Here is a 22620-nt window from a genome sequence, read left to right on the forward strand (position 1 = left end):
GGTGCGCGTGGGAGGAGTCGAACCTCCGACCGCCTGGTTCGTAGCCAGGTACTCTATCCAGCTGAGCTACACGCGCATAAATTGGGTTTTTAGTGAAACATGAAATGGTGCGCGTGGGAGGAGTCGAACCTCCGACCGCCTGGTTCGTAGCCAGGTACTCTATCCAGCTGAGCTACACGCGCATTCATGTTTAACACTTTAATAGATAATGGTGCGGATGGGAGGAGTCGAACCTCCGACCGCCTGGTTCGTAGCCAGGTACTCTATCCAGCTGAGCTACATCCGCATCGTATATCTATTGTAAGAAATGGCGGAGAAGGAGGGATTCGAACCCTCGATGGGATTTAAAGCCCATACTCCCTTAGCAGGGGAGCGCCTTCGGCCACTCGGCCACCTCTCCGTTTCTTGGCGCACATATTACTGTTTGATGAAAATAAGTCAAACCCTTTTTAGGAAACCTAACTTCATTTGGAGTGTTTTTAAGCACATTGGAGATAATAGACTCAAATCTTGATGAAAACAGTCGTTTTTTGATGAATATTCTTTTTAATTTACAGACATAATCTCATTAAACCTCTGTTCGTCCGACAAGCGTTTTAAGGTTTTTAACCAAAGATATAATTAAACACATCGTTGATTTAAACAACCTAGCCTAGTCATTGGGTGATTTATACTCACTATTACAATTCAACATCATATTAACCAATATCGACAATAGCCGCAGAATGCCATTTAGGAAGATTAATTTGCTATAGCTTGCACGAGATTACGATGGGATTTGTATTGATCAACGATTCCCATTACAACGCTATAATCAAGATGAATTAAGCACATTTAAATAATGACTCGTTAAAAAAAATGGTTTGATACCAATTTTTAGCTACAAATAGCATCCAGTGATAATTCAACACGAGTAAAATAAATACGTTAGTCGGATGTAAATAAATGACGACTCATTTATGGATGCGTTTAACAAACTGAATCAGTGTGTTAAAAAGTGCTTTGTGAGAGCCTCATTCATTCCACTTCAGTCTTGTATCAACTTAAGGGGAAATTGTCCTGCTTACACCAATAACCTTAAATTGGAGCTGTGAGGTACTCTACGCTAGAGCTAATGTAACCTCAACGCAGAATAACAGATGGGTAAATTGATAAACGTAGAATGTTTACTGGTCACTCATATTTAAATTGACTCGTTATTATTTGAATTTGGTTCTAAATTTAGCTCTGCATTTGGGTTAACCCAGCGAAATGACACGTAACTAGCGGGTCTTTTAATTGAAGCAATCGCATAAACAAAGGACCGTTTGATGACAGTGAAAATTCCGAGCAGAGGTTAACGAATAAGGGCTGATTAAACTAAAGCGGTAATGCCACTACAATACAAAAACAAAAAAGCCAGCAAATGCTGGCTTTAATGATATCGACATCATCTGTCGAAGTTAGTAATTACCACCTTCAGAAGGGGTACCTGACTTCTCAGACTGAATACGTTGGTAGATCTCTTCACGGTGAACAGATACTTCTTTAGGTGCATTTACACCAATTCGTACCTGATTACCTTTAACACCTAGTACAGTAACGGTGACTTCATCACCGATCATTAATGTTTCGCCTACTCGACGAGTCAAAATTAGCATTCGAAAGCTCCTTTAAGTTCAATCTGCATAACACGCTTTGTCCGTAATATGCGCTCATTATAAGGTCTGCTTTACATAAAATCATAGTATCAATTTCTGAATACATCAGTTTATAAAGCAAATTCTCTTAGGAAATCATAAAACTTGACGATTAGTCGTCTTTTAAAACGAGATTACCGTAAATTATTAACATTAACGGTATAAGACTCAGTAGCTAAACAATCCAATACGGCAAACCAACAACAAAAACGATAGGAATTGAAAAGCAATATTACATTAGAGTACTACACATAAGTACAATAATAAGCATTGTCCAACGCTAACAATCTTTTTAAACGCTTTTACTGTTAGCAAGTTAGTTCACTATGCCAAATCTACTCATAGCACTCAAGTTATAAAGTCACATATCTTAGACTTTATAACTCAATTGCCATAAAAAACGCTAATCTACAGATTTCATTAACTTAAACGTTCGTTTACCCAGGGCTCTACAAGGGCTAACGCTGCGGCTAAATTCTCAGGTTGAGTACCGCCAGCTTGTGCCATATCAGGACGTCCACCGCCTTTACCGCCAACATGCTGTGCAACCATTGCGACTAACTCACCCGCTTTAACCTTCTTGGTTAAATCGTTGCTGACCCCAACAATTAAATTAACTTTTCCGTCTTTAGCAGTACCGAGCACAATAATCGCAGATTTTAACTTTTGCTTCAGCTCATCTTGTAAACCACGGAGTGAACCTGGGTCAATACCATCAAGCTGCTTAACTAAAAGTTTAACACCATTGATCTCAACCGCATCACCGGCCATATCGGCACTGGCAGCGGCGGCTAACTTATCTTTTAATTGAGATAAATCTTTTTCTAATTGCTTCACTTTATCTAGCTGAGCTTTTAACTTAGCCACTACTGAAGCACTATCGGATTTCAACAGTTGTGCGGCTTCATCCAACATGGATTGCTGTTCGGCAATATAAGCCATTGCAGCAATACCCGTAACAGCTTCAATACGACGCACACCTGCGGCAATACCGTTCTCAGAAGTAATTTTAAATAAACCAATATCACCAGTGCGGCCAACATGAGTACCACCACACAGTTCGATAGAGAAATCACCCATAGTGACAACACGTACTTGGTCATCGTATTTCTCACCAAACAATGCCATTGCACCTTTTTCTCTGGCTTCATCAATGCCCATTTCAGTGGTACAAAGTTCGTGGTTTCGACGAATTTGGGTATTAACTAAATCTTCTACAGCTTTCAATTCCGATGGCTTAACCGCTTCAAAATGAGCGAAGTCAAAGCGTAAACGCTCAGGATTAACAAGTGAACCTTTTTGGGACACATGTGAGCCTAACACCTGACGTAATGCAGCATGCAATAAGTGGGTAACAGAATGATTTAATTGCGTACGATGACGTAACTTTTTATCCACCTGCGCGGTTAACTGCTGGCCTATAACTAATTGACCTTGAGCTAATTGGCCTTGGTGCCCCGAAGCTGGACCAAATTTTTGAGTGTCTGCAACGGTAAATACTACGCCATCAGCGGTCAGCAGACCTTTATCACCAACCTGTCCACCAGATTCTGCATAAAATGGAGTATTGTCTAGTACGACGACGGCATCTTGACCCGCTATCACGGTATCAACCGCTTTACCGTCAACATATAAAGCAATCACATTAGGCTGACCAGTTAACTCGGTATAACCACTGAATGCGGTTTCTGCATCGATAATTAATTGGCTATTATAATCAGCGCCAAAGTTACCCGCCGCTTGTGCACGGCTTCTTTGCTCAGCCATTGCTACCTCAAAACCTGCCTCATCAACGTTAATATCACGTTCACGGCAAACATCTGCAGTTAAATCGACAGGAAAACCATAGGTGTCATACAGTTTAAATAAGGTGTCACCATCTAAAGTATCACCTTGCAAGCTATTCAACGCGCCGTCTAAAATAACTAAACCGCGCTCAAGAGTGCGAGCAAACTGCTCTTCTTCCGCTTTTAAGGCTTTTTCAACAATAGCTTGAGTTTGTTTTAAGCCAATGGCGGCATCGCCCATTACGCTAATAAGTGTTGGCACAAGTTTGTAGAAGAATGCGTCATTAGCACCCAGCTTGTTACCATGACGGACTGCACGACGAATAATACGGCGCAACACATAACCACGCCCTTCATTTGATGGCATAACACCATCAGCAATTAAAAATGCACATGAACGAATATGGTCAGCAATAACGCGCAGAGATTTATTTTCTAAATCAGTTACACCGATAATTTCAGCTGTTTTGGCAATAAGTTGTTTAAAAATATCGATTTCGTAGTTTGAATGCACGCCTTGCATAATCGCAGCAATACGCTCAATACCCATACCAGTATCAACAGAAGGTTTTGGCAATGGCAACATTTCACCGTCAGCCTGACGGTTGTATTGCATAAATACAATGTTCCAAATTTCAATAAAGCGGTCACCGTCTTCTTCAGGCGTGCCAGGACGGCCACCCCAAATATGATCACCATGATCGTAGAAAATTTCACTACAAGGACCACAAGGACCAGTGTCACCCATCTGCCAGAAGTTATCTGACGCAAAAGCCCCGCCTTTGTTATCACCTATGCGGATCATATTTTCCGCTGGCACGCCTATTTTTTGAGTCCAAAGATCATATGCTTCATCATCGGTTTCATAAATAGTGACACATAAGCGTTCTTTTGGCAGTTTGAGTGTTTCGGTTAGGAAGGTCCATGCAAAACGAATTGCATCTTCTTTGAAATAATCGCCGAAACTAAAGTTGCCTAACATTTCAAAAAAAGTATGGTGACGAGCGGTATAACCCACGTTATCTAAATCGTTATGTTTGCCACCTGCGCGCACACAACGTTGTGAAGTTGTCGCTCGGGTGTAATTGCGTTTATCCATGCCGAGAAACACATCTTTAAACTGGTTCATACCCGCATTGGTGAATAACAGTGTTGGGTCATTTGTGGGAACAAGCGAGCTGCTATCAACAACCTGATGTCCGTTATCTTCAAAGTACTTTAAAAAAGCGCTTCTTAACTCTGCTGTAGTCTGAAACATGAAATGGCCCTGAATATAGAAAATACGAAAGTAACGAGCTTGGCATGCAAGCCTGTAAATGTAAGCATTATATACTGAATTTACGTCAACATGCGAGATGAGTGGCTCGATTATCCTCTGAGCATAAACCGATAATAATAGTTATTGATAAGCGATCTCACCGACTAAGATTAACTAAGCTCAACTCGAGCTAATAAACACCTCCCGAACAGCCCGTTACCCAACTAACGACGTTAAATTAAAAGGCAATTGGCTCGTTGCTGGCGGCAAGACTGCCTTGTGAGTAAGCAAATGGTCAGCTTGAGATTGCAGATTAATAACAAACCTTTGTTGTCGAGTGTTCGGTCTGTTATCCACATTTGAAGTGAGCTAAATGCCGTCTAATTTAACCAGATAAACCTCCGCTATCACGATAAAAAGAGCGTGGTTATAGTAACAAATTAGCTTTTAAACCAATTGAAGAAGGTAACTGCAGAACTAATAGATTGTTTGGCAAACAGTGTGATTTTAAATGCTAAATAATTCAGAACTAAATCATTAAAAGTATGGGCATTAAAGCTATGTGGGATTATTCAAAGTAACGCAGAGTAGCGGATATGACTCAATAACCCTGAGATTGACAATAATCGAGTACTAGAGATTTTTCACATATCAACGTTTTTAACGTTGCAGTTTTTAACGTTGCAGTTTTTAACGTTGCAGTTTTTAGCGTTATAATTTTAGCGTTATCGTTTTTAGGGTTATCGTTTTTAGGGTATAACAACAGGGGCTTTTAGCGAGGAATATTCGCGGCGCGCAAGATGCGCTACCGCGATAGATGTAACTGACTGACTAGCTTAGAATACTTCACCCGTTTCAAGGTCAATATTCTCATCACTTTCTGTTTTAGAATCTGATGCATTAGCACCACCATTCAATAACATCGCACGTAAAGTGGTATTAATTTCACTGGCAATGACGGGGTTTTCAGTCAAGAATTTACCTGCATTAGCACGGCCTTGACCAATTTTCTCGCCTTTGTAGCTATACCAAGCACCCGCTTTATCAACTAACTTGTGCGCAACACCTAGATCGACTAATTCACCAGTACGGTTAATACCTTGTCCATAAAGGATTTGGAATTCAGCTTGCTTAAATGGAGCCGCAATTTTGTTTTTAACCACTTTAACGCGGGTTTCATTACCGACAACTTCATCGCCGTCTTTAATGGCACCGGTACGACGAATATCTAAACGTACTGAAGCGTAGAACTTTAGTGCATTACCACCGGTAGTTGTTTCTGGGCTACCAAACATCACACCAATTTTCATACGAATTTGGTTAATAAAAATAAGCAAAGTATTTGATTGCTTAAGATTACCAGCCAGCTTACGCATAGCTTGGCTCATCATACGAGCGGCAAGGCCCATATGTGAATCACCAATTTCACCTTCAATTTCAGCTTTTGGCGTTAACGCTGCAACAGAATCGACCACAATAACGTCTACAGCACCAGAACGAGTTAACGCATCACAAATTTCTAACGCTTGTTCGCCAGTATCTGGCTGTGAACAAAGTAAGTTATCAATATCTACGCCTAACTTTTTCGCATAAATTGGGTCAAGAGCATGTTCAGCATCAATAAACGCACAAGTTTTACCTTCGCGTTGCGCTGCGGCAATCACTTCAAGAGTTAACGTCGTTTTACCTGATGATTCTGGACCGTAAATTTCAACGATACGTCCCATTGGCAAACCGCCCGCACCGAGTGCGATATCCAATGAAAGCGAACCGGTAGAGATAGTTTCAACATCCATTGTGCGATCTTCGCCCAACTTCATAATTGAGCCTTTACCAAATTGCTTTTCAATTTGGCTTAAAACGGCGGCTAGTGCTTTCTCTTTATTTGGATCAACCTTCATTATAAAACCCTCTTAAGGCATTCAATACGTTTAGTAAAATGCTATTTCGACTTAGGTGAAGTGACGTGAATCATTTCAATATGTTCATCAGTATACTGTATAGTCATACAGTATCAAGTGCTGAGCTGATTTTTTTTTAAACCTTTGAGAATTGATCATTTACATCAATATTTTATCCTCATAAAATTTTTTGTTTGAATCTATTTATACGCTGGGGGCAAATATTGTTAAGATTAGCCCCATAAGATTTACGTCCTACGATTGATTAATAGTGAAGTGTTCATAATGACAGTGATTGATACCAGCGATTTAGAAAAACACACCCCGATGATGCGCCAGTATTTGGGCTTAAAAGCGGCCCATCCTGATATGTTATTGTTTTATCGAATGGGTGATTTTTATGAGCTGTTTTACGATGATGCTAAACGCGCTTCTGAAATGCTGGGTATTTCACTGACGGCTCGTGGAAAAAGCGGCGGTGACCCGATTCCCATGGCAGGCATTCCATATCACGCTGTCGAAGGCTATTTAGCAAAATTAGTTAACATTGGTCAGTCTGTAGCCATTTGTGAGCAAATTGGTGATCCAGCCACATCAAAAGGCCCTGTTGAGCGCCAAGTGGTGCGCATTGTTACCCCTGGCACCTTAACTGACGAAGCTCTACTGCAAGAAAAACAAGACAATTTATTGGCAGCACTGTATCAGGGTAAAAGCGGTTTTGGTTACGCGACTTTAGACATTTCGTCTGGTCGTTTTGTTGTTGCAGAATTACCCACTCGTGAAGCTTTAGAAGCCGAATTGCAGCGGACTAATCCAGCAGAGTTACTTTACAGTGAAGATTTTGCTGACATGTTATTAATCAATAACATGAAAGGTATCCGTCGTCGCCCAGAGTGGGAGTTTGATTACGACACGTGTATTAATTTACTGCTCAATCAATTTGGCACCAAAGATTTGCACGGTTTTGGTATTACTGATGCACGATTGGCGTTACAAGCTGCAGGTTGTTTAATGCAGTATGTAAAAGATACCCAAAAGATGGCGTTACCACATATCAACTCGATTGTGCGCTTTAATCAATCTGAATCTATTATTTTAGATGCCGCAACTCGACGTAATTTAGAGTTAACTCAAAATTTATCTGGCGGGCGAGAAAATACCCTCTCATGGGTATTAGATAATACCGCAACCCCTATGGGTAGCCGTATGTTACAACGCTGGATCCATGAACCATTACGCAATCGTCAAACTATTCAATATCGCCATAGCGCAGTCAGTGAACTCATTGAACAAGACTTATATCAAACCTTACATGAGCAACTAAAAAGCTTAGGTGATATCGAACGTATTATGGCTCGTTTAGCACTACGCAGTGCCAGACCACGTGACTTTTCACGTTTAAAGCAAGCACTAACGCTTCTGCCAGAAATCCAGCAAACATTAGCAACATGCCAACAACCTCGATTAAATACGTTAGTGCAATTACTGGGTGAATTCCCTGAACAACATGATTTATTAGAACGCGCTATTGTAGACAACCCTCCCATGTTAATTCGTGATGGTGGCGTTATCCGTACTGGCTATAATAATGAGTTAGATGAATGGCGTAAGTTGAGTGAAGGCGCCAGTGATTATTTAGTCGAACTTGAAGCTCGTGAGAAACAACAAACGGGGATTAACACCTTAAAAGTCGGCTATAACCGAGTTCATGGTTACTATATTGAAGTTAGCCGTTTACAGTCAGATAGAGTGCCACTGAGCTATCAGCGTCGTCAAACACTCAAAGGCACCGAACGATATATCACCCCAGAATTGAAAGAATACGAAGAAAAAGTACTTTCAAGCCAAGGCAAAGCACTCGCGCTTGAAAAACAACTGTGGGAACAACTTTTTGACTTATTGTTACCTAAATTACAAGAATTACAGCAGTTTGCAACGGCTGCTGCCGAGTTAGATATATTAAGTAACTTTGCCGAACGAGCACAATTATTTAATTATCAATGCCCACAAATGACCCACGATATTGGTATTAATATTGAAGCGGGCCGCCATCCAGTCGTTGAACGAGTTAGCCAAGCAGCATTTATTGCTAATCCGGTAGCGTTAACACCACAGCGCCAAATGCTTATTGTCACAGGCCCGAATATGGGCGGTAAATCTACCTATATGCGTCAAGTTGCATTGATTACATTGATGGCACATATCGGCTGTTTCGTTCCAGCAGACCATGCTCAAATTGGTGAAATCGACCGGATTTTCACCCGTATTGGTGCATCAGATGATTTGGCATCGGGCCGATCAACCTTCATGGTTGAAATGACCGAAACGGCTAATATTTTACATAATGCTACTGCAAACAGTTTAGTGTTGATGGACGAAATAGGTCGCGGCACCTCGACTTATGATGGTTTAGCGCTCGCTTGGTCTGCTGCTGAATATCTAGCCAAAAACGTCAGTGCACTGACATTATTTGCTACTCATTATTTTGAGTTAACCCAATTGCCCGAGCTGTTACCGTCAGTCATTAATGTTCACTTAGATGCAATAGAACACGACGACACAATTGCCTTTATGCATTCGGTACAAGAAGGTGCGGCAAGTAAAAGTTATGGCCTACAAGTTGCGGCCCTAGCGGGTGTGCCTGCATCAGTCATTAAAGCGGCAAAACATAAGCTTCATCAACTTGAAAACCGAGATATGACATTATCTCAACAGAACCCAACTCAAGTAAGTATGAACTTATTACCTCCGATACCAGAGACCTCACCCGTGTTGGAAAAGTTAGCCAAAATTAATCCAGACGAGTTGACACCTAAACAAGCGTTAGATTATTTATATGAGTTAAAGCGATTAAGTCACACGAACACCGAGCACCGAAATTAACTGGCCAAGTGAATTATTGAACTGTGGAAGCCTGCAAAGGCTTCCATTTCAATGACGTATTAGGTGTGACATCAAACGAGTAACGCCCCTGAAATACGATGAAATGAACCAACAGTATGAAAATACTATCAGTAATACCTAGGTTATATCGTCAAGTTGCCACTACACAACGCTTAAATTAAGTTGGCGATTGGTAGGATAAACCTAAGCGCATGAGCAAAATTAAAATGCTCATATAGGTTTTAACCCTAATATCGCAATACCTTAATTGACCTTATTGACACATTAATGATGACATATCATTTGTGTGTTGATGATAGTCAACCGCCTAATATTCACAATAAACGTTCACTGTCCATTAATCTCTGAATAATGCTTCAACCGACAGTCCTTGCGCCCCAAGTAAGTCTTTTAAGCGTTTAAGCGCTTCGACTTGAATTTGACGTACACGCTCACGTGTTAAACCAATTTCGGCACCGACATTCTCTAATGTTGAAGGTTCATATCCGAGTAAACCAAAACGTCTTGCTAACACTTCGCGTTGTTTAGTATTTAATTCGTTTAACCAGCCTACTATCGAATTAGATAAATCTTCATTTTGTACCCGATAATCAGGGCCAACGGAATCATCATCAGCAATAACATCTAATAATGCCTTCTCATTATCGCCACTCAGAGGCGAGTCTACCGAAGTAATTCTTTCGTTTAACTTCAGCATACGGCTAACATCACCGGTCGACACATCTAACTTTTCGGCGATTTCTTCTGCGGTCGGTTCGTGATCAAGTTTTTGGACAAGCTGTCTTGCTGTACGCAAGTACACATTTAATTCTTTTACAATATGAATTGGTAAACGGATAGTGCGAGTCTGGTTCATGATCGCCCGTTCAATGGTTTGTCTGATCCACCACGTTGCATAAGTGGAAAAACGGAAACCACGCTCAGGATCAAACTTTTCAACCGCTCGAATTAAGCCTAAATTGCCTTCTTCGATCAGATCGAGCAGCGCTAAACCACGATTGTTATATCTTCTGGAAATTTTAACAACAAGACGGAGGTTACTTTCTATCATGCGGTTGCGAGACTTTTCGCAGCCTTTGAGGGATTTACGTGAAAAAAACACTTCTTCCTCTGCTGTCAGTAGCGGAGAAAAACCTATTTCACCTAAATATAATTGAGTAGCGTCTAAGTTTTTTTGTAAGTCATCTTGGACTTTTTCTTCAATATCAAGTTGTTGCACCAAATCGCGTTTACCGGTTGCAACTTCTGGTGGTTGTTTAGCTAGATCGACAAGATATTCTGCTGAAGCAGTATTATTTTTGCGGCTCATAATTGCTCTCCCAAACCTAATTTGTGGTATTTAATCTACTTCACTTGCTTATCCTCCGTTATTTATGTTGCTAAACAATTACTGTTTAGGTAGATATCGTAATGGGTTGACAGACTTACCATGAAATCGTACTTCAAAGTGAAGCATAACTTGGTGTGTCCCGGTACTGCCCATTTTTGCAACTGTTTGTCCTGCACTCACATATTGCTTTTCTTTAACCAATATCGTGTCGGCATGCGCATAAGCACTTAAAAAATCATCATTGTGTTTGATAATAACTAAGTTGCCATACCCGCGCAGTGCATTACCGGCATACACGACTCTCCCATCTGCTGCGGCTTTAATAATATCGCCGCGATTACCAGCAATCTTTATACCTTGATTGCCTTGTTCTGATGCCGAAAAATATCCAACTATTCGGCCTCTAACTGGCCAGTGCCATTGCTGAACTTGCTGTGGCAAATTAGCGACAGAACCACTCGCACTTTGGTTAATTGTTTGTTGGGTAGTTGTTACAGAATACGCAGGCTTCACTTTGTGATCAAGATCTTTTTTCGTTCTGACTGAAACGACTGCTGGGACTGGGTTTGGCGCAACCGTAGGTTTGATTGTTTTTAATATAGAACTATTCGAACTCGAAATATAGGGTTTAGTAACGGCTTGGGTTTGTACTGAATTAACAGAAGGTTGGGATGCTCGAGCAGGTGCCGATTGACTATTATTTGTAGTGGCTAAATTAAGCGTTTGCCCAGGATAAATAGTATAAGGAGCCGATAAACGATTCAAACGGGCAACTTCGACAAAATTACGTCCAGCCCCCCAAGCTATCGAATAAAGTGTGTCACCTTTCTGTACTTTATATTTATCGGTTTTTAATGAGCCTTTATGATACCGAGGACCATGATTTTTTGACGATAAGCTGTCTACCGGTGCGGGATGATCAGCTTGAAAGCTGCATCCAGTGAGCATGATTGCTAAGACCACAAAGTTGGGCCAACCGGTATTCATCAAACAAAGTCCTTAACGGGGAAATAGGTGCTTGTTAAGCTAAATAAGCTTACTCCAAACGAAAATATCAATAATGGATAAAAATCATTTGTATCGTGTTAACTAAGCCAAATCTCCATTAATGAGAGGAACAAATTTAACGGCCTCTATTATCTCAGATTTGAATGTCTGTCCGATGCGGGTAATTTTGAGTAATTGCTGGGTGTCTTCTCCTACCGGAATAATCAATACTCCATGTTCGGATAATTGTTCAAGCAATGCTTGAGGTACTGTCGCAGCAGCAGCGGTCACCATTATGCCATCAAATGGTCCACGGTTTGACCACCCTTGCCAACCATCACCATATTTGAATGCGACATTATGTAAATCTAGACGTTTTAGTCTTTGACGAGCTTGTATTTGTAATGCTTTTATACGCTCAATTGTGAATAACTCTGGAATTAACGATGCTAAAACAGCGGCTTGGTAACCTGAACCAGTGCCAATTTCTAACACTTTTTGGGGATTATGTTGCAGCAGTAGTTCAGTCATTCGAGCCACAATATAAGGCTGCGAAATTGTCTGTCCCTGCCCGATAGGTAATGCCGTATTCTCATACGCCTTATGAGCTAATGCACCATCAAGGAACAATTCACGTGGTGTTGTTGCTACAGCATGCAATACCGCAGGATGTCGAATCCCTGCCTCGGCCAGTTTTTTGGCCAAATTCATTGCTGATGTAGAAGCTACACGAGTCATATTTTTATTATCCAATCGGCTAATCCATCAAGTTGATTGTATGCCGTTAAGTCTACCGTGAGTGGCGTTATAGATACATATCCCGCAGCTACAGCACCAAAGTCAGTCCCTTCACCGGAATCTTGTTCACTGCCAACAGGACCAAGCCAGTATATATCTTTACCCGCTGGATCTTGGGTTTTTATCATACCTTCGGCTTTATGTCGCGCTCCTAAACGGGTAACTTTAATCCCTTTAATTTGTGCTAAAGGTAAATCTGGAACATTAACATTCAAAATTTGATCACGACTAATAGGATGTTGCAGCAACCCTTTTACAATTTTGGCTGCGTAAACAGCTGCTGTATCGTAATGGATTAATGATTTTCCAACCAGTGACACAGCAATGGCAGGTAAACCTAAAAAACGTCCCTCCATTGCGGCTGCAACAGTGCCTGAATATAAAGTGTCATCCCCCATATTCGCCCCGGCATTAATACCAGAAACGACAATATCAGGTTCGGTTTGACACAATTGCCTAATCGCGAGATGTACACAATCTGTCGGTGTACCATTAACCGAAACATAGCCATTTTCTAAGTTATTAATTCTTAATGGATTAGTCAAGGTTAATGAATTGCTCGCACCAGAGCAATTACGATCCGGTGCAACAGTTAATACTTGCGCAAACTCACTCAATGCGTGGGTTAATGCAATGATACCGGGGGCTCTTACGCCATCATCATTACTGACTAAAATATTAATCATTAATTAACACTCTTCATTTGTTTGTGCTTGTTGCTCAGCAACCATGACTTTTCGTTGCGACTCTTGGACATCTTGGTAATCAGCGAGCTCGCGTAGCACCGAGGTGGCATAACTCCCTGCAGGTAACACAAATTCAAGTGTGAGCGTATCAGCATCAAACTGCCATTTCATTCCTTGAGGCTCAAGTAGTAATGGCCGTCTCTCTTGCGATAAACCCGCTTCTTCAAGTCCCTGTAAATCGGCCGATAATTCAGCTAATGGCGTTAACTCTAAAGCTAATGCCTCACCTTGTGCTAATGGTGTTCCCCGTCCCCAAAGAGGAGCTGAAAGTTGAATATCTTTTTCAGCTAAGCGGCTGTTGAGAACATCATCCCATACTTCGGCGGTAAAATAGCTTTTACTGCCAGCTAACATCACGCAATCGCCAGCGACGGTATCGACCTGATGATTAGCTAAACGAAATGACACTACCTGATTGAATATATTGGAACGCACGGCCGATAAATACATGCTGCGCTTATGGCGATCTTTTATGTTTCGACCACCACTGAGCATTTGTCGACCTAAGATCAGGTTTTTACCATCATGACCAAAGCGTTGCTCACCAAAATAATTGGGGACACCGAGTTTGGCTATCTGCTGTAAACGAGATTCGACATCAGCAGTATCATTGATATTACGCAATGTCAGTACAAATCGATTTCCAAGTAAGGCGCCGATGCGCAGTTTTTTACTGTGACGACTGCTCGACAGAATGGTTAATTTATCGTCATTTAGCTCTGTCCACTCTGGCGTTTCTTTACCAGGAATACGTATGCCGAACCATTGTTCAGTAATAGCATTTTTGTCTTTCTGACCGGCATAGGTCACTTCTTTGGGATGCACTTTAGCAAATTTAGCTAATATTTCAGCAATATATACGGTATTCATGCCATTTTTACGTACATGAAGCATATGATGCTCGCCTTCCCCTGTTGGGGTAAAAGGCAAAATTTCTTTAACAATAAAGTCGCTGTTATTGGTACGTAAATCAGCTTGGCTTATTGGTTTACCAAATAGGTAATGTAATTCTTTCATGTGACAGAACTCTCTATATTTTGTAGGTTATTGGCTCTTCATCAACACAACAGCTTCAACAGCAATGCCTTCTTTACGTCCAGTAAAACCGAGATTTTCGGTAGTCGTCGCTTTAACATTAATATTATCGATATCTGTTTGTAAGTCAGCACTTAAGCACTGACGTATGGCTTCAATATGGGGTGCCATCTTAGGTGCTTGAGCAATAATGGTGACATCTAGATTACCTAAAACAAACAGCTTTTGCAGTGCAAGTTGATAACAGTGTCTTAATAGCACTCGACTATCGGCACCGGCAAAATTAGCATCAGTATCAGGGAAATGTTTACCTATATCACCTAACGCCATCGCCCCTAATATCGCATCACTAATGGCATGCAGTACAACATCACCGTCAGAATGGGCAATCAGTCCACAGTCATAAGGAACAGTAACACCACCTAAAATCAATGGGCTATCACCGCCAAATTTATGTACATCAAAACCATGACCGATACGAATATTCATTTAAAAACCTTATCTTAACTTGCTTTGAACTAATATTAACGAGTGTGGTTATTTCAGTTAATTATTGTTGCGCCAGAAACAGAGTTGCCAACTGTAAATCATCTGGATGAGTCACTTTGATATTATCCATTCGGCCATTAACCAATCCCGGCATAATACCAGCCCATTCCATGGCACTGGCTTCATCAGTAATAGGTACCTGCGCCGCTAATGCTGCCGATAAGTGGGTTCGTAAAATCGAGACCGGGAAATACTGCGGCGTTAATGCATGCCATAGCAACGAGCGGTCGACAGTATGAACAATATGACCACTGGCGTTACTGCGCTTCATGGTGTCGCGAACGGGTGCAGCAAGAATGGCACCCTGAGGATGAATAGCTACCGACTCAATCAATTGGGTAATATCTTGGTGGGTTACACAAGGTCTTGCCGCGTCATGAACAAGAGCCCACGCATCTGGATTATGACTATGCGCATAGTCTAACGCAGCTAAAACAGAATCAGCACGCTCTCCACCACCAACAACTTGGGTTAACTTAGGATGTTTAGATTGTGGCAATTGGCTAAAATAATTATCTTGTGGATGCAATGCAACAATAACCTGAGCGATATCAGGGTGAGCTAACAATGTATTTAATGTATGGCCGAGAATGCTTTGTTGGCCAAGCATTAAATATTGCTTAGGTTTGTCAGCCCCCATGCGACTGCCAACACCTGCAGCAGGCACAATTGCAATAATGGAACGAGGATTGTTTGACATATATGCAGTACCAATATTTAAAGTAATATGACTGAGGGTTAAACCTGCTGTGCAACCTGCGTTAACGATTAAATGGGTTCCGTTCACGTAGTTCGCTACCCACGACCCGATAAAACGTTTCGCCGTCTTTCACCATACCTAATTCGTTACGGGCACGTTCTTCAATGGCTTCTGTGCCACTTTTCAAATCGATAATTTCTTCTTTAAGAATTTGATTTCGAGCGACAAGCTTGCCATTACTTTGTTCTTGGCCTGCTATTTGGGTTTGCAATAAGACATATTCTGACAAATTGTTATCGCCCAACCAAAGCCGGTACTGTAAAAGTGACAATAAACAAATCAGTAAAAATATTAGTTGCTTCATAATATTAACTTATGTCGAAGTAATCCTTAGAAAATATGTCCGTTATAGTACAACAAAAAAGGCCACCGAGTGGTGGCCTTTTTAAGCTAAAGCAAAAATATTATCCTTGGCCTTTCACTTCTTTAAGACCGTTGTATGGTGCTTTTGAACCTAGAGCTTCTTCGATACGTAGCAATTGGTTATATTTGGCAACACGGTCACTACGACTTAGTGAACCCGTTTTGATTTGGCCAGCCGCTGTACCAACAGCTAAATCAGCAATCGTTGAATCTTCTGTCTCGCCACTACGATGAGAGATAACAACAGTAAAGCCTGCATCTTTAGCCATTTTAATTGCAGCCAATGTTTCGGTTAAGGTACCGATTTGGTTGAATTTAATTAAAATAGAGTTAGCGATGCCGTTGTCGATACCACGCTTAAGGATTTTAGTGTTTGTTACGAATAGATCATCACCTACTAATTGGATTTTATCGCCCATTAGTTTAGTTTGGTGAGCAAAACCATCCCAGTCAGACTCGTCCAGACCATCTTCGATAGAAACGATTGGGTAGCGTTCAGTAAGACCTTGTAAGAAGAAGTTAAATTCTTCAGAAGTAAACTTCTTGCCTTCACCTTTAAGATCGTAGATGTTGGCTTCTTTGTCGTAAAATTCAGAAGCAGCACAATCCATCGCTAACGTGATGTCTTTACCTAGCTCGTAACCGGCGTTGGCAACAGCAACTTTGATTGCAGCAAGTGCAGCTTCGTTAGATGCTAAGTTTGGAGCAAAACCACCTTCATCACCAACCGCAGTTGAGTGACCGTCAGCTTTAAGTACTTTAGCAAGGCTGTGGAATACTTCCGCGCCCATACGTAGGCCTTCACGGAAAGTTTTAGCGCCAACAGGTTGGATCATAAACTCTTGAATATCAACGCTGTTATCGGCGTGCTCGCCACCATTGATGATGTTCATCATTGGAAGAGGCATAGAGTAAACACCTGGTGTACCGTTTAGATCAGCAATATGAGCATATAAAGGGACGTGTTTAGCAGCAGCGGCAGCTTTTGCAACTGCTAGAGAAACAGCAAGAATGGCGTTAGCGCCAAATTTTGCTTTGTTTTCGGTACCGTCTAAGTCAATCATGATTTGGTCAAGTTCAGCTTGAGCCAATGCATCTTTACCTTTAAGTGCTTCAGCAATTGGGCCATTAACAGCAGCAACCGCTTTAAGAACCCCTTTACCTAAGTAACGTGCTTTGTCGCCATCACGCAGTTCTAATGCTTCGCGACTACCGGTTGATGCGCCAGATGGTGCCGCAGCCATACCAATAAAACCGCCTTCTAAATGCACTTCTGCTTCTACAGTTGGGTTACCGCGCGAATCCATAATCTCGCGACCAATCACTTTAATGATGTTAGCCATAATTCCCTCGTACTTTGTGTAAGTAAATTAAAAAATTAAAAGAAATAAAAAATTAATACCAATAAAAATACATAACAGACTTAAAAAAGCAGATTTATTGGTATATAACTTTCAGTTTAGTAATTTTAAATCGGTTAGTGCTTAGGATAAATCGAATTAGACTTTGCATCAACTTAGTTTTCACTGCAGTTACACGCCATCAATGCGATTATATGATCTAACGCAAGTATCTTGAATAAAAAAGCCGCTAATGGATACATTAGCGGCTGATTCATTAATCGATATCGCGTTTTTGATACGCATAAGAAGCGGCTATGAACCCTTCAAATAATGCATGACCGTCGCGCGGTGTTGAGGTGAATTCCGGGTGGAATTGACTCGCAACGAACCATGGGTGATTAGGCAATTCAATCATCTCAATCAGTTTACGATCAGATGATAAACCACTAAACACTAAGCCGGCCTTTTCTAGGCGATCGATGTAGTTGTTATTCACTTCGTAACGGTGACGATGACGTTCAACACAGGTTGCAGAATCATAGGCTAATGCCGCTTTTGTGCCTTCTTTTAAATGACATAGCTGAGCGCCTAAACGCATAGTGCCACCTAAATCTGAAGACTCATGACGCGTTTCGACATCCCCTTCTTCATTAATCCACTCAGTAATTAAACCCACTACCGGATAAGGTGTCTGTGGATTAAACTCAGTTGAGTGCGCACCTTCTAAACCTGCTACATGGCGAGCAAATTCAATTAATGCTACTTGCATACCTAAACAGATACCAAAGTACGGAAGATTGTTTTCACGAGCAAATTTGGCAGCAAAAATCTTGCCTTCTACGCCACGTTCGCCAAAGCCGCCTGGTACTAAAATACCGTCTAGGCCTTGCAATACTTCTTCGCCTTTAGCTTCAACTGTTTGTGAATCAATGTACTTAATGTTCACTGTTACACGGTTTTTTAAGCCTGCATGCTTTAATGCTTCATTCACCGACTTGTATGCATCAGGGAGTTCAATGTACTTACCTACCATACCAATAGTGACTTCACCATTTGGATTGGCTTCTTGATAAATAACGTTTTCCCACTCAGACAAATCAGCTTCGTTACACGCTAAATTAAAACGTTTGATGACTAAATCATCTAATCCTTGCGAGCGTAATAACGCTGGGATTTTGTAGATGCTATCAACGTCTTTTAATGAAATAACCGCACGTTCTTCTACGTTGCAGAATAACGAAATTTTAGCTTTTTCATTGGCAGGAATTGCACGGTCGCCACGACAAACCAGTACATCCGGTGCAATACCAATTGAACGCAACTCTTTAACAGAGTGTTGCGTCGGCTTGGTTTTAATTTCGCCTGCAGCGCCTAAGAACGGCACTAAGGTTAAATGCATAAATAGTGTACGTTCGCGTCCTAATTCAGAACCTAATTGACGAATAGATTCAAGAAACGGCAATGATTCAATGTCACCTACCGTGCCACCGATTTCTACAATCGCGACATCATGGCCTTCACCACCAGCTAACACTTTTTCTTTAATCGCGTTAGTAATGTGTGGAATAACCTGAATGGTTGCGCCTAAATAATCACCACGACGTTCTTTACTAATCACTTCTTCGTAAATACGACCAGTAGTAAAGTTATTGCGACGATTCATTTTAGTACGAATGAAACGTTCGTAATGACCTAAATCGAGATCGGTTTCAGCACCATCTTCAGTCACGAAAACTTCACCGTGCTGAGTTGGGCTCATGGTACCCGGATCGACGTTAATATAGGGGTCAAGTTTCATAATGGTTACATTGAGGCCACGCGCCTCTAAAATTGCCGCGAGCGAAGCTGCTGCAATGCCTTTACCTAGTGATGAAACAACGCCACCAGTAACGAAGATATACCTTGTAGTCATGCTGAACCTGAGAAAATGTGTTGGAAAAAACGTGCTTGTAAGAAAGCACTAGGACGGGGCGATATTATAGCAAAGCCACCTCGTTTCGACAAACTTAAACGCGCTAATTTTAGCTTAATTTATGTTTTCGTGTTGTTTTACCACATTCCAGTAGTGGTCTAATTCTTCCAAGCTATGCTGTTGTATCGGTTTTCCACTATTGTCTACACATTGCTCAACCCCTCTAAATCTACGTTCAAATTTATGATTGGCTTGACGTAGTGCTTGTTCAGGATCAACGTTTAAATGACGAGCAAGGTTCACTACAGCAAACAATAAATCGCCCATTTCATCAACAATTCTCGGTTGATAAAATTCAGGGTCTTGATGTCGTAGATTAACTTCTACCAGTACTTCATCCATTTCTTCATGTATTTTGGCAACAACAGGCTCAAGCTCGGCCCAATCAAAGCCAACTTTAGCCACTCGATGTTGAATTTTTCGTGCTCTAGATAACGCGGGTAATGCTTGAGGGATATCATCTAACGCTGAGTGCAATTTTTTTTGCTGACGTTCATTGGCTTTTAACGCATCCCACGCTTGGCTTAAATCGTGAGTATTGGTGATGGCACCAACAACGTTGTTTTCTGACTGAGCAAATACATGTGGGTGACGGCGAATGAGCTTATCGCTAATTCGCGCCACTACCGTCGAAAAATCGAACTTACCTTGCTCTTGCCCTAATTGGCAATAAAACACTATCTGAAACAATAAGTCGCCCAGTTCATCAGGTAACTCTTCCCATGCTTGTCGTTCAATAGTATCAACAACCTCGTAAGCTTCTTCTAAGGTAAAGGGCACAATACTGGCAAAATCTTGCGCTTGGTCCCAAGGGCAACCAGACTCGGGGTTGCGCAATTGCTGCATGATGGTCAGTAACGATTGGATATCTGCCACAGAAACGGTCCTCTTTTGTAAAGATAAAATCTAATAAAAAGGCACCTAACAAGTAGATGCCTTCAAGGTAAGTCCATGATGTTAATTACGTTATAATCGGCGTGACTCAATCACACCATCAACAAGCGACAGTTTACCGAGAATCCGTGATAAGCCATCTAAATTATACAATTCAAGCTCAAGCTCTACGGTGGCCGTTTGGCTTTTAACATCAGAAGATGAACTCATGGCCATCACATTGGATTTCTCTGCCGCTAGCACTGTGGTTAAATCTCGTAATAAGCCACTGCGATCATGGGCAAGTACTCTAACGCGAATACGATAACCACCAGAGTAGTTTTCACCCCAAATCACATCGACACTGCGTTCTGGGTGGGCACGCATTAATTCTTTCACTTGCTCGCAATCACTACGGTGCACAGAAATACCCCGTCCCATAGTAATATAACCAAAAATTTCATCGCCGGGAACGGGTTGGCAACAACGCGCAATGTGGCTCATTAAATTACCCACACCATTAACTTCGACTTGGCCTTTACTCGACTTTTTAGGCTTATGCGACGCTTTCTTTATAATGTCTTCAAGTAAGTTTTCGTCAGTGTCTTCTACTTTGCGAATTTTGGTATCGGTAAAATTAACCACTTGATTTAAGCGTAAATCGCCGCCACCGATAGCCGCCAGCATGTCATCCATAGAGTTTAAATTAAAGCGCTCTACCGCCACTGCCGCATCTTTAACTTTAAGACCCACTCGGGCTAATTCAGACTCAAGCATTTCTTTACCCGCGGCAATATTTTTATCGCGGTCTTGTTGCTTAAACCAATGTTGAATTTTTGAACGCGAACGTGACGACTTGATATAACCTAAATTAAGATTGAGCCAGTCACGTTTTGGATTGGGTGTTTTTGACGTGATAATTTCAATGCGCTCACCCGTTTCAACTTGGTAAGTGAATGGCACAATGCGGCCGTCGACTTTTGCACCAATACACTTATGACCCACTTGAGAGTGAATATAATAAGCAAAGTCGAGTACGGTAGAACCTAAAGGTAAGTCAACGACTTCACCACTTGGGGTAAATACATAGACTCGGTCTTCAAATACTTGGCTACGGACTTCGTCAACCAAATTACCACTTTCAGCGACATCTTCTTGCCACTGTAAAATTTTACGCAACCAGTTAATTTTTTCTTCGTAACCCGTTTGTTTGGTATTGCTGGCACCTTCTTTGTATTTCCAGTGCGCGGCAACCCCAAGTTCAGAATCTTGATGCATCGCCTCGGTACGAATTTGAATTTCTACGGTTTTGCCTTCAGGACCAACAACTACGGTATGAATAGATTGATAGCCGTTCGGTTTTGGATTTGCAACGTAATCGTCAAACTCACGCGGAATGTGGTGCCAAAGGTCATGCACAACCCCTAACGCGCCATAGCAATCTTGTAATCTTTCGGTGACAATACGTACAGCTCGGACGTCAAAAAGCTCATCAAACTTGAGATCTTTGCCCTTCATTTTTCGCCAAATACTGTAAATGTGCTTCGGGCGGCCGTACACTTTGGCGCGAATATCATCGCTATCTAAACGCTGCTGCAACTGAGTCACAAACTTGTCGATAAACACTTCGCGGTCGACACGTTTACCATCAAGCTGTTTGGCAATGTCTTTGTAAACAGTTGGATGCAAGTAGCGAAAAGAAATATCTTCAAGCTCCCACTTTAATTGACCAATGCCTAAGCGGTTTGCTAATGGCGCATAAATATCAGCAATTTCTCGTGCTAATAATACCCGAGTTTCTTCATCGGCGTTTTTTACCGCACGCAGTAAGCATACACGTTCGGCTAATTTGATCACTACGGCACGAACATCTTCAACCATGGCCAATAACATTTTTCGGATGTTATCTATTTGAGGTTCGGCATCGCGCGAATTTTGACTGACTTTTAATGCGCCAATGGCATTCATGGTCACAACGCTGGCAACTAACCTTGCAAGGTTTTCACCGTATTGCTCTAGGATTTGTTCGTCATTGAGAACGCCAGCATCGAATAGCAAAAATAATACTGCGGCTTGTAGCGTTTCGATGTCCATATTCAGCGGCGCTAAGATTTCGATCATTTCGCGAGCACGCGCAAGCAGCTCAGTATGGGCCAGTTTGTTTCTAACCGGTAAGGCCTCAACTTGCTGGATCAATACCAATAACTTCTGAGCATCATCTTTGTCGTCGAGATAACGAGCGACCCACTCATCTAATTGGAATACTTGCGTATTAAAATGTGCTTCGCGAACAGATACCATGAACCCTTCCTTAGCCGCATGACCGACTGACATC

At 41.6% G+C, this 22620-nt stretch carries 16 protein-coding genes and 4 tRNA genes; 1 reads left to right on the top strand and 19 read right to left on the bottom strand.

Annotated elements, in window-relative coordinates; genetic code table 11:
- Window positions 1-2: 2 nt before the first annotated feature.
- From AAEY94_RS04865 to recA, 7 genes are all read right to left on the bottom strand, one after another.
- Window positions 3-76, bottom strand: a tRNA-Arg gene (locus tag AAEY94_RS04865).
- A gap of 29 nt (window positions 77-105) precedes the next feature.
- Window positions 106-182: transfer RNA gene (locus AAEY94_RS04870), tRNA-Arg, on the bottom strand.
- 27 nt (window positions 183-209) lie between these two features.
- Window positions 210-286 (bottom strand) — tRNA-Arg (locus tag AAEY94_RS04875).
- Between the two features lie 22 nt (window positions 287-308).
- A tRNA-Ser gene (locus AAEY94_RS04880) sits at window positions 309-400 on the bottom strand.
- Between the two features lie 1042 nt (window positions 401-1442).
- Window positions 1443-1640 (bottom strand): carbon storage regulator CsrA, encoded by a 198-nt coding sequence (gene csrA, locus AAEY94_RS04885; RefSeq protein WP_011636538.1) that lies wholly within the window; start codon window positions 1638-1640, stop codon window positions 1443-1445.
- Between the two features lie 459 nt (window positions 1641-2099).
- Window positions 2100-4724: an alanine--tRNA ligase gene (gene alaS / locus AAEY94_RS04890; RefSeq protein WP_350977691.1), complete on the bottom strand. Its 2625-nt coding sequence runs from the start codon at window positions 4722-4724 to the stop codon at window positions 2100-2102.
- A gap of 836 nt (window positions 4725-5560) precedes the next feature.
- On the bottom strand, window positions 5561-6625 hold the full coding sequence (gene recA / locus AAEY94_RS04895; RefSeq protein WP_059746422.1) for a recombinase RecA: 1065 nt from the start codon (window positions 6623-6625) through the stop codon (window positions 5561-5563).
- A 285-nt stretch (window positions 6626-6910) separates the two neighbouring features.
- On the opposite strand from recA, the gene mutS reads away from it, so the two are divergent.
- Complete coding sequence (gene mutS, locus AAEY94_RS04900; protein WP_350977694.1) at window positions 6911-9508, top strand: DNA mismatch repair protein MutS; 2598 nt, start codon at window positions 6911-6913, stop codon at window positions 9506-9508.
- 358 nt (window positions 9509-9866) lie between these two features.
- On the opposite strand, the gene rpoS is transcribed toward mutS, so the two are convergent.
- The 12 genes from rpoS to relA all read right to left on the bottom strand — a co-directional run bounded on the left by rpoS (window position 9867) and on the right by relA (window position 22586).
- Window positions 9867-10838 (bottom strand): RNA polymerase sigma factor RpoS, encoded by a 972-nt coding sequence (gene rpoS / locus AAEY94_RS04905; protein ID WP_350977697.1) that lies wholly within the window; start codon window positions 10836-10838, stop codon window positions 9867-9869.
- A 78-nt stretch (window positions 10839-10916) separates the two neighbouring features.
- The gene (locus AAEY94_RS04910) at window positions 10917-11849 is read right to left on the bottom strand and encodes a peptidoglycan DD-metalloendopeptidase family protein (protein WP_392343484.1); all 933 of its coding nucleotides are present in this window, start codon (window positions 11847-11849) and stop codon (window positions 10917-10919) included.
- 99 nt (window positions 11850-11948) lie between these two features.
- Entirely contained in the window at window positions 11949-12584 is a 636-nt protein-coding gene (locus tag AAEY94_RS04915; RefSeq protein ID WP_101086297.1) for a protein-L-isoaspartate(D-aspartate) O-methyltransferase, read from the bottom strand.
- Window positions 12581-13330 (bottom strand): 5'/3'-nucleotidase SurE, encoded by a 750-nt coding sequence (surE, locus tag AAEY94_RS04920; protein WP_162022554.1) that lies wholly within the window; start codon window positions 13328-13330, stop codon window positions 12581-12583. Before surE ends, AAEY94_RS04915 begins: the two co-directional genes overlap by 4 nt.
- A gap of 3 nt (window positions 13331-13333) precedes the next feature.
- A complete protein-coding gene (truD, locus tag AAEY94_RS04925) occupies window positions 13334-14407 on the bottom strand; it encodes a tRNA pseudouridine(13) synthase TruD (protein WP_350977705.1) in 1074 nt (357 codons plus the stop codon).
- Between the two features lie 27 nt (window positions 14408-14434).
- Window positions 14435-14914 carry a 2-C-methyl-D-erythritol 2,4-cyclodiphosphate synthase gene (ispF, locus tag AAEY94_RS04930; protein ID WP_350977708.1) on the bottom strand — a complete coding sequence of 160 codons (480 nt, stop codon included), beginning with the start codon at window positions 14912-14914 and terminating at the stop codon, window positions 14435-14437.
- 61 nt (window positions 14915-14975) lie between these two features.
- Window positions 14976-15674 (bottom strand): 2-C-methyl-D-erythritol 4-phosphate cytidylyltransferase, encoded by a 699-nt coding sequence (gene ispD, locus AAEY94_RS04935; RefSeq protein WP_350977959.1) that lies wholly within the window; start codon window positions 15672-15674, stop codon window positions 14976-14978.
- Window positions 15675-15735: 61 nt separating this feature from the next.
- Complete coding sequence (ftsB, locus tag AAEY94_RS04940) at window positions 15736-16038, bottom strand: cell division protein FtsB (RefSeq protein ID WP_101085633.1); 303 nt, start codon at window positions 16036-16038, stop codon at window positions 15736-15738.
- 100 nt (window positions 16039-16138) lie between these two features.
- Complete coding sequence (gene eno, locus AAEY94_RS04945) at window positions 16139-17440, bottom strand: phosphopyruvate hydratase (protein WP_101085635.1); 1302 nt, start codon at window positions 17438-17440, stop codon at window positions 16139-16141.
- A 274-nt stretch (window positions 17441-17714) separates the two neighbouring features.
- Window positions 17715-19352 (bottom strand): CTP synthase, encoded by a 1638-nt coding sequence (gene pyrG / locus AAEY94_RS04950; RefSeq protein ID WP_101085637.1) that lies wholly within the window; start codon window positions 19350-19352, stop codon window positions 17715-17717.
- A gap of 114 nt (window positions 19353-19466) precedes the next feature.
- Window positions 19467-20318 carry a nucleoside triphosphate pyrophosphohydrolase gene (mazG, locus tag AAEY94_RS04955; protein WP_350977962.1) on the bottom strand — a complete coding sequence of 284 codons (852 nt, stop codon included), beginning with the start codon at window positions 20316-20318 and terminating at the stop codon, window positions 19467-19469.
- Between the two features lie 60 nt (window positions 20319-20378).
- Window positions 20379-22586 (bottom strand): GTP diphosphokinase, encoded by a 2208-nt coding sequence (relA, locus tag AAEY94_RS04960; RefSeq protein ID WP_182743621.1) that lies wholly within the window; start codon window positions 22584-22586, stop codon window positions 20379-20381.
- Window positions 22587-22620 lie beyond the last annotated feature (34 nt).

Source organism: Shewanella sp. AC34-MNA-CIBAN-0136, assembly GCF_040309945.1.
Lineage (GTDB): Bacteria > Pseudomonadota > Gammaproteobacteria > Enterobacterales > Shewanellaceae > Shewanella.

Excerpts from the sequence above, each read along its gene's own strand:
- truD (WP_350977705.1), bottom strand. The coding sequence starts at position 14,407 with ATGAAAGAATTACATTACCTATTTGGTAAACCAATAAGCCAAGCTGAT.
- csrA (WP_011636538.1), bottom strand. The coding sequence starts at position 1,640 with ATGCTAATTTTGACTCGTCGAGTAGGCGAAACATTAATGATCGGTGAT.
- ftsB (WP_101085633.1), bottom strand. The coding sequence starts at position 16,038 with ATGAAGCAACTAATATTTTTACTGATTTGTTTATTGTCACTTTTACAG.
- rpoS (WP_350977697.1), bottom strand. The coding sequence starts at position 10,838 with ATGAGCCGCAAAAATAATACTGCTTCAGCAGAATATCTTGTCGATCTA.
- eno (WP_101085635.1), bottom strand. The coding sequence starts at position 17,440 with ATGGCTAACATCATTAAAGTGATTGGTCGCGAGATTATGGATTCGCGC.
- pyrG (WP_101085637.1), bottom strand. The coding sequence starts at position 19,352 with ATGACTACAAGGTATATCTTCGTTACTGGTGGCGTTGTTTCATCACTA.
- alaS (WP_350977691.1), bottom strand. The coding sequence starts at position 4,724 with ATGTTTCAGACTACAGCAGAGTTAAGAAGCGCTTTTTTAAAGTACTTT.
- AAEY94_RS04915 (WP_101086297.1), bottom strand. The coding sequence starts at position 12,584 with ATGACTCGTGTAGCTTCTACATCAGCAATGAATTTGGCCAAAAAACTG.
- surE (WP_162022554.1), bottom strand. The coding sequence starts at position 13,330 with ATGATTAATATTTTAGTCAGTAATGATGATGGCGTAAGAGCCCCCGGT.
- mutS (WP_350977694.1), top strand. The coding sequence starts at position 6,911 with ATGACAGTGATTGATACCAGCGATTTAGAAAAACACACCCCGATGATG.
- recA (WP_059746422.1), bottom strand. The coding sequence starts at position 6,625 with ATGAAGGTTGATCCAAATAAAGAGAAAGCACTAGCCGCCGTTTTAAGC.
- ispD (WP_350977959.1), bottom strand. The coding sequence starts at position 15,674 with ATGTCAAACAATCCTCGTTCCATTATTGCAATTGTGCCTGCTGCAGGT.
- relA (WP_182743621.1), bottom strand. The coding sequence starts at position 22,586 with ATGGTATCTGTTCGCGAAGCACATTTTAATACGCAAGTATTCCAATTA.
- ispF (WP_350977708.1), bottom strand. The coding sequence starts at position 14,914 with ATGAATATTCGTATCGGTCATGGTTTTGATGTACATAAATTTGGCGGT.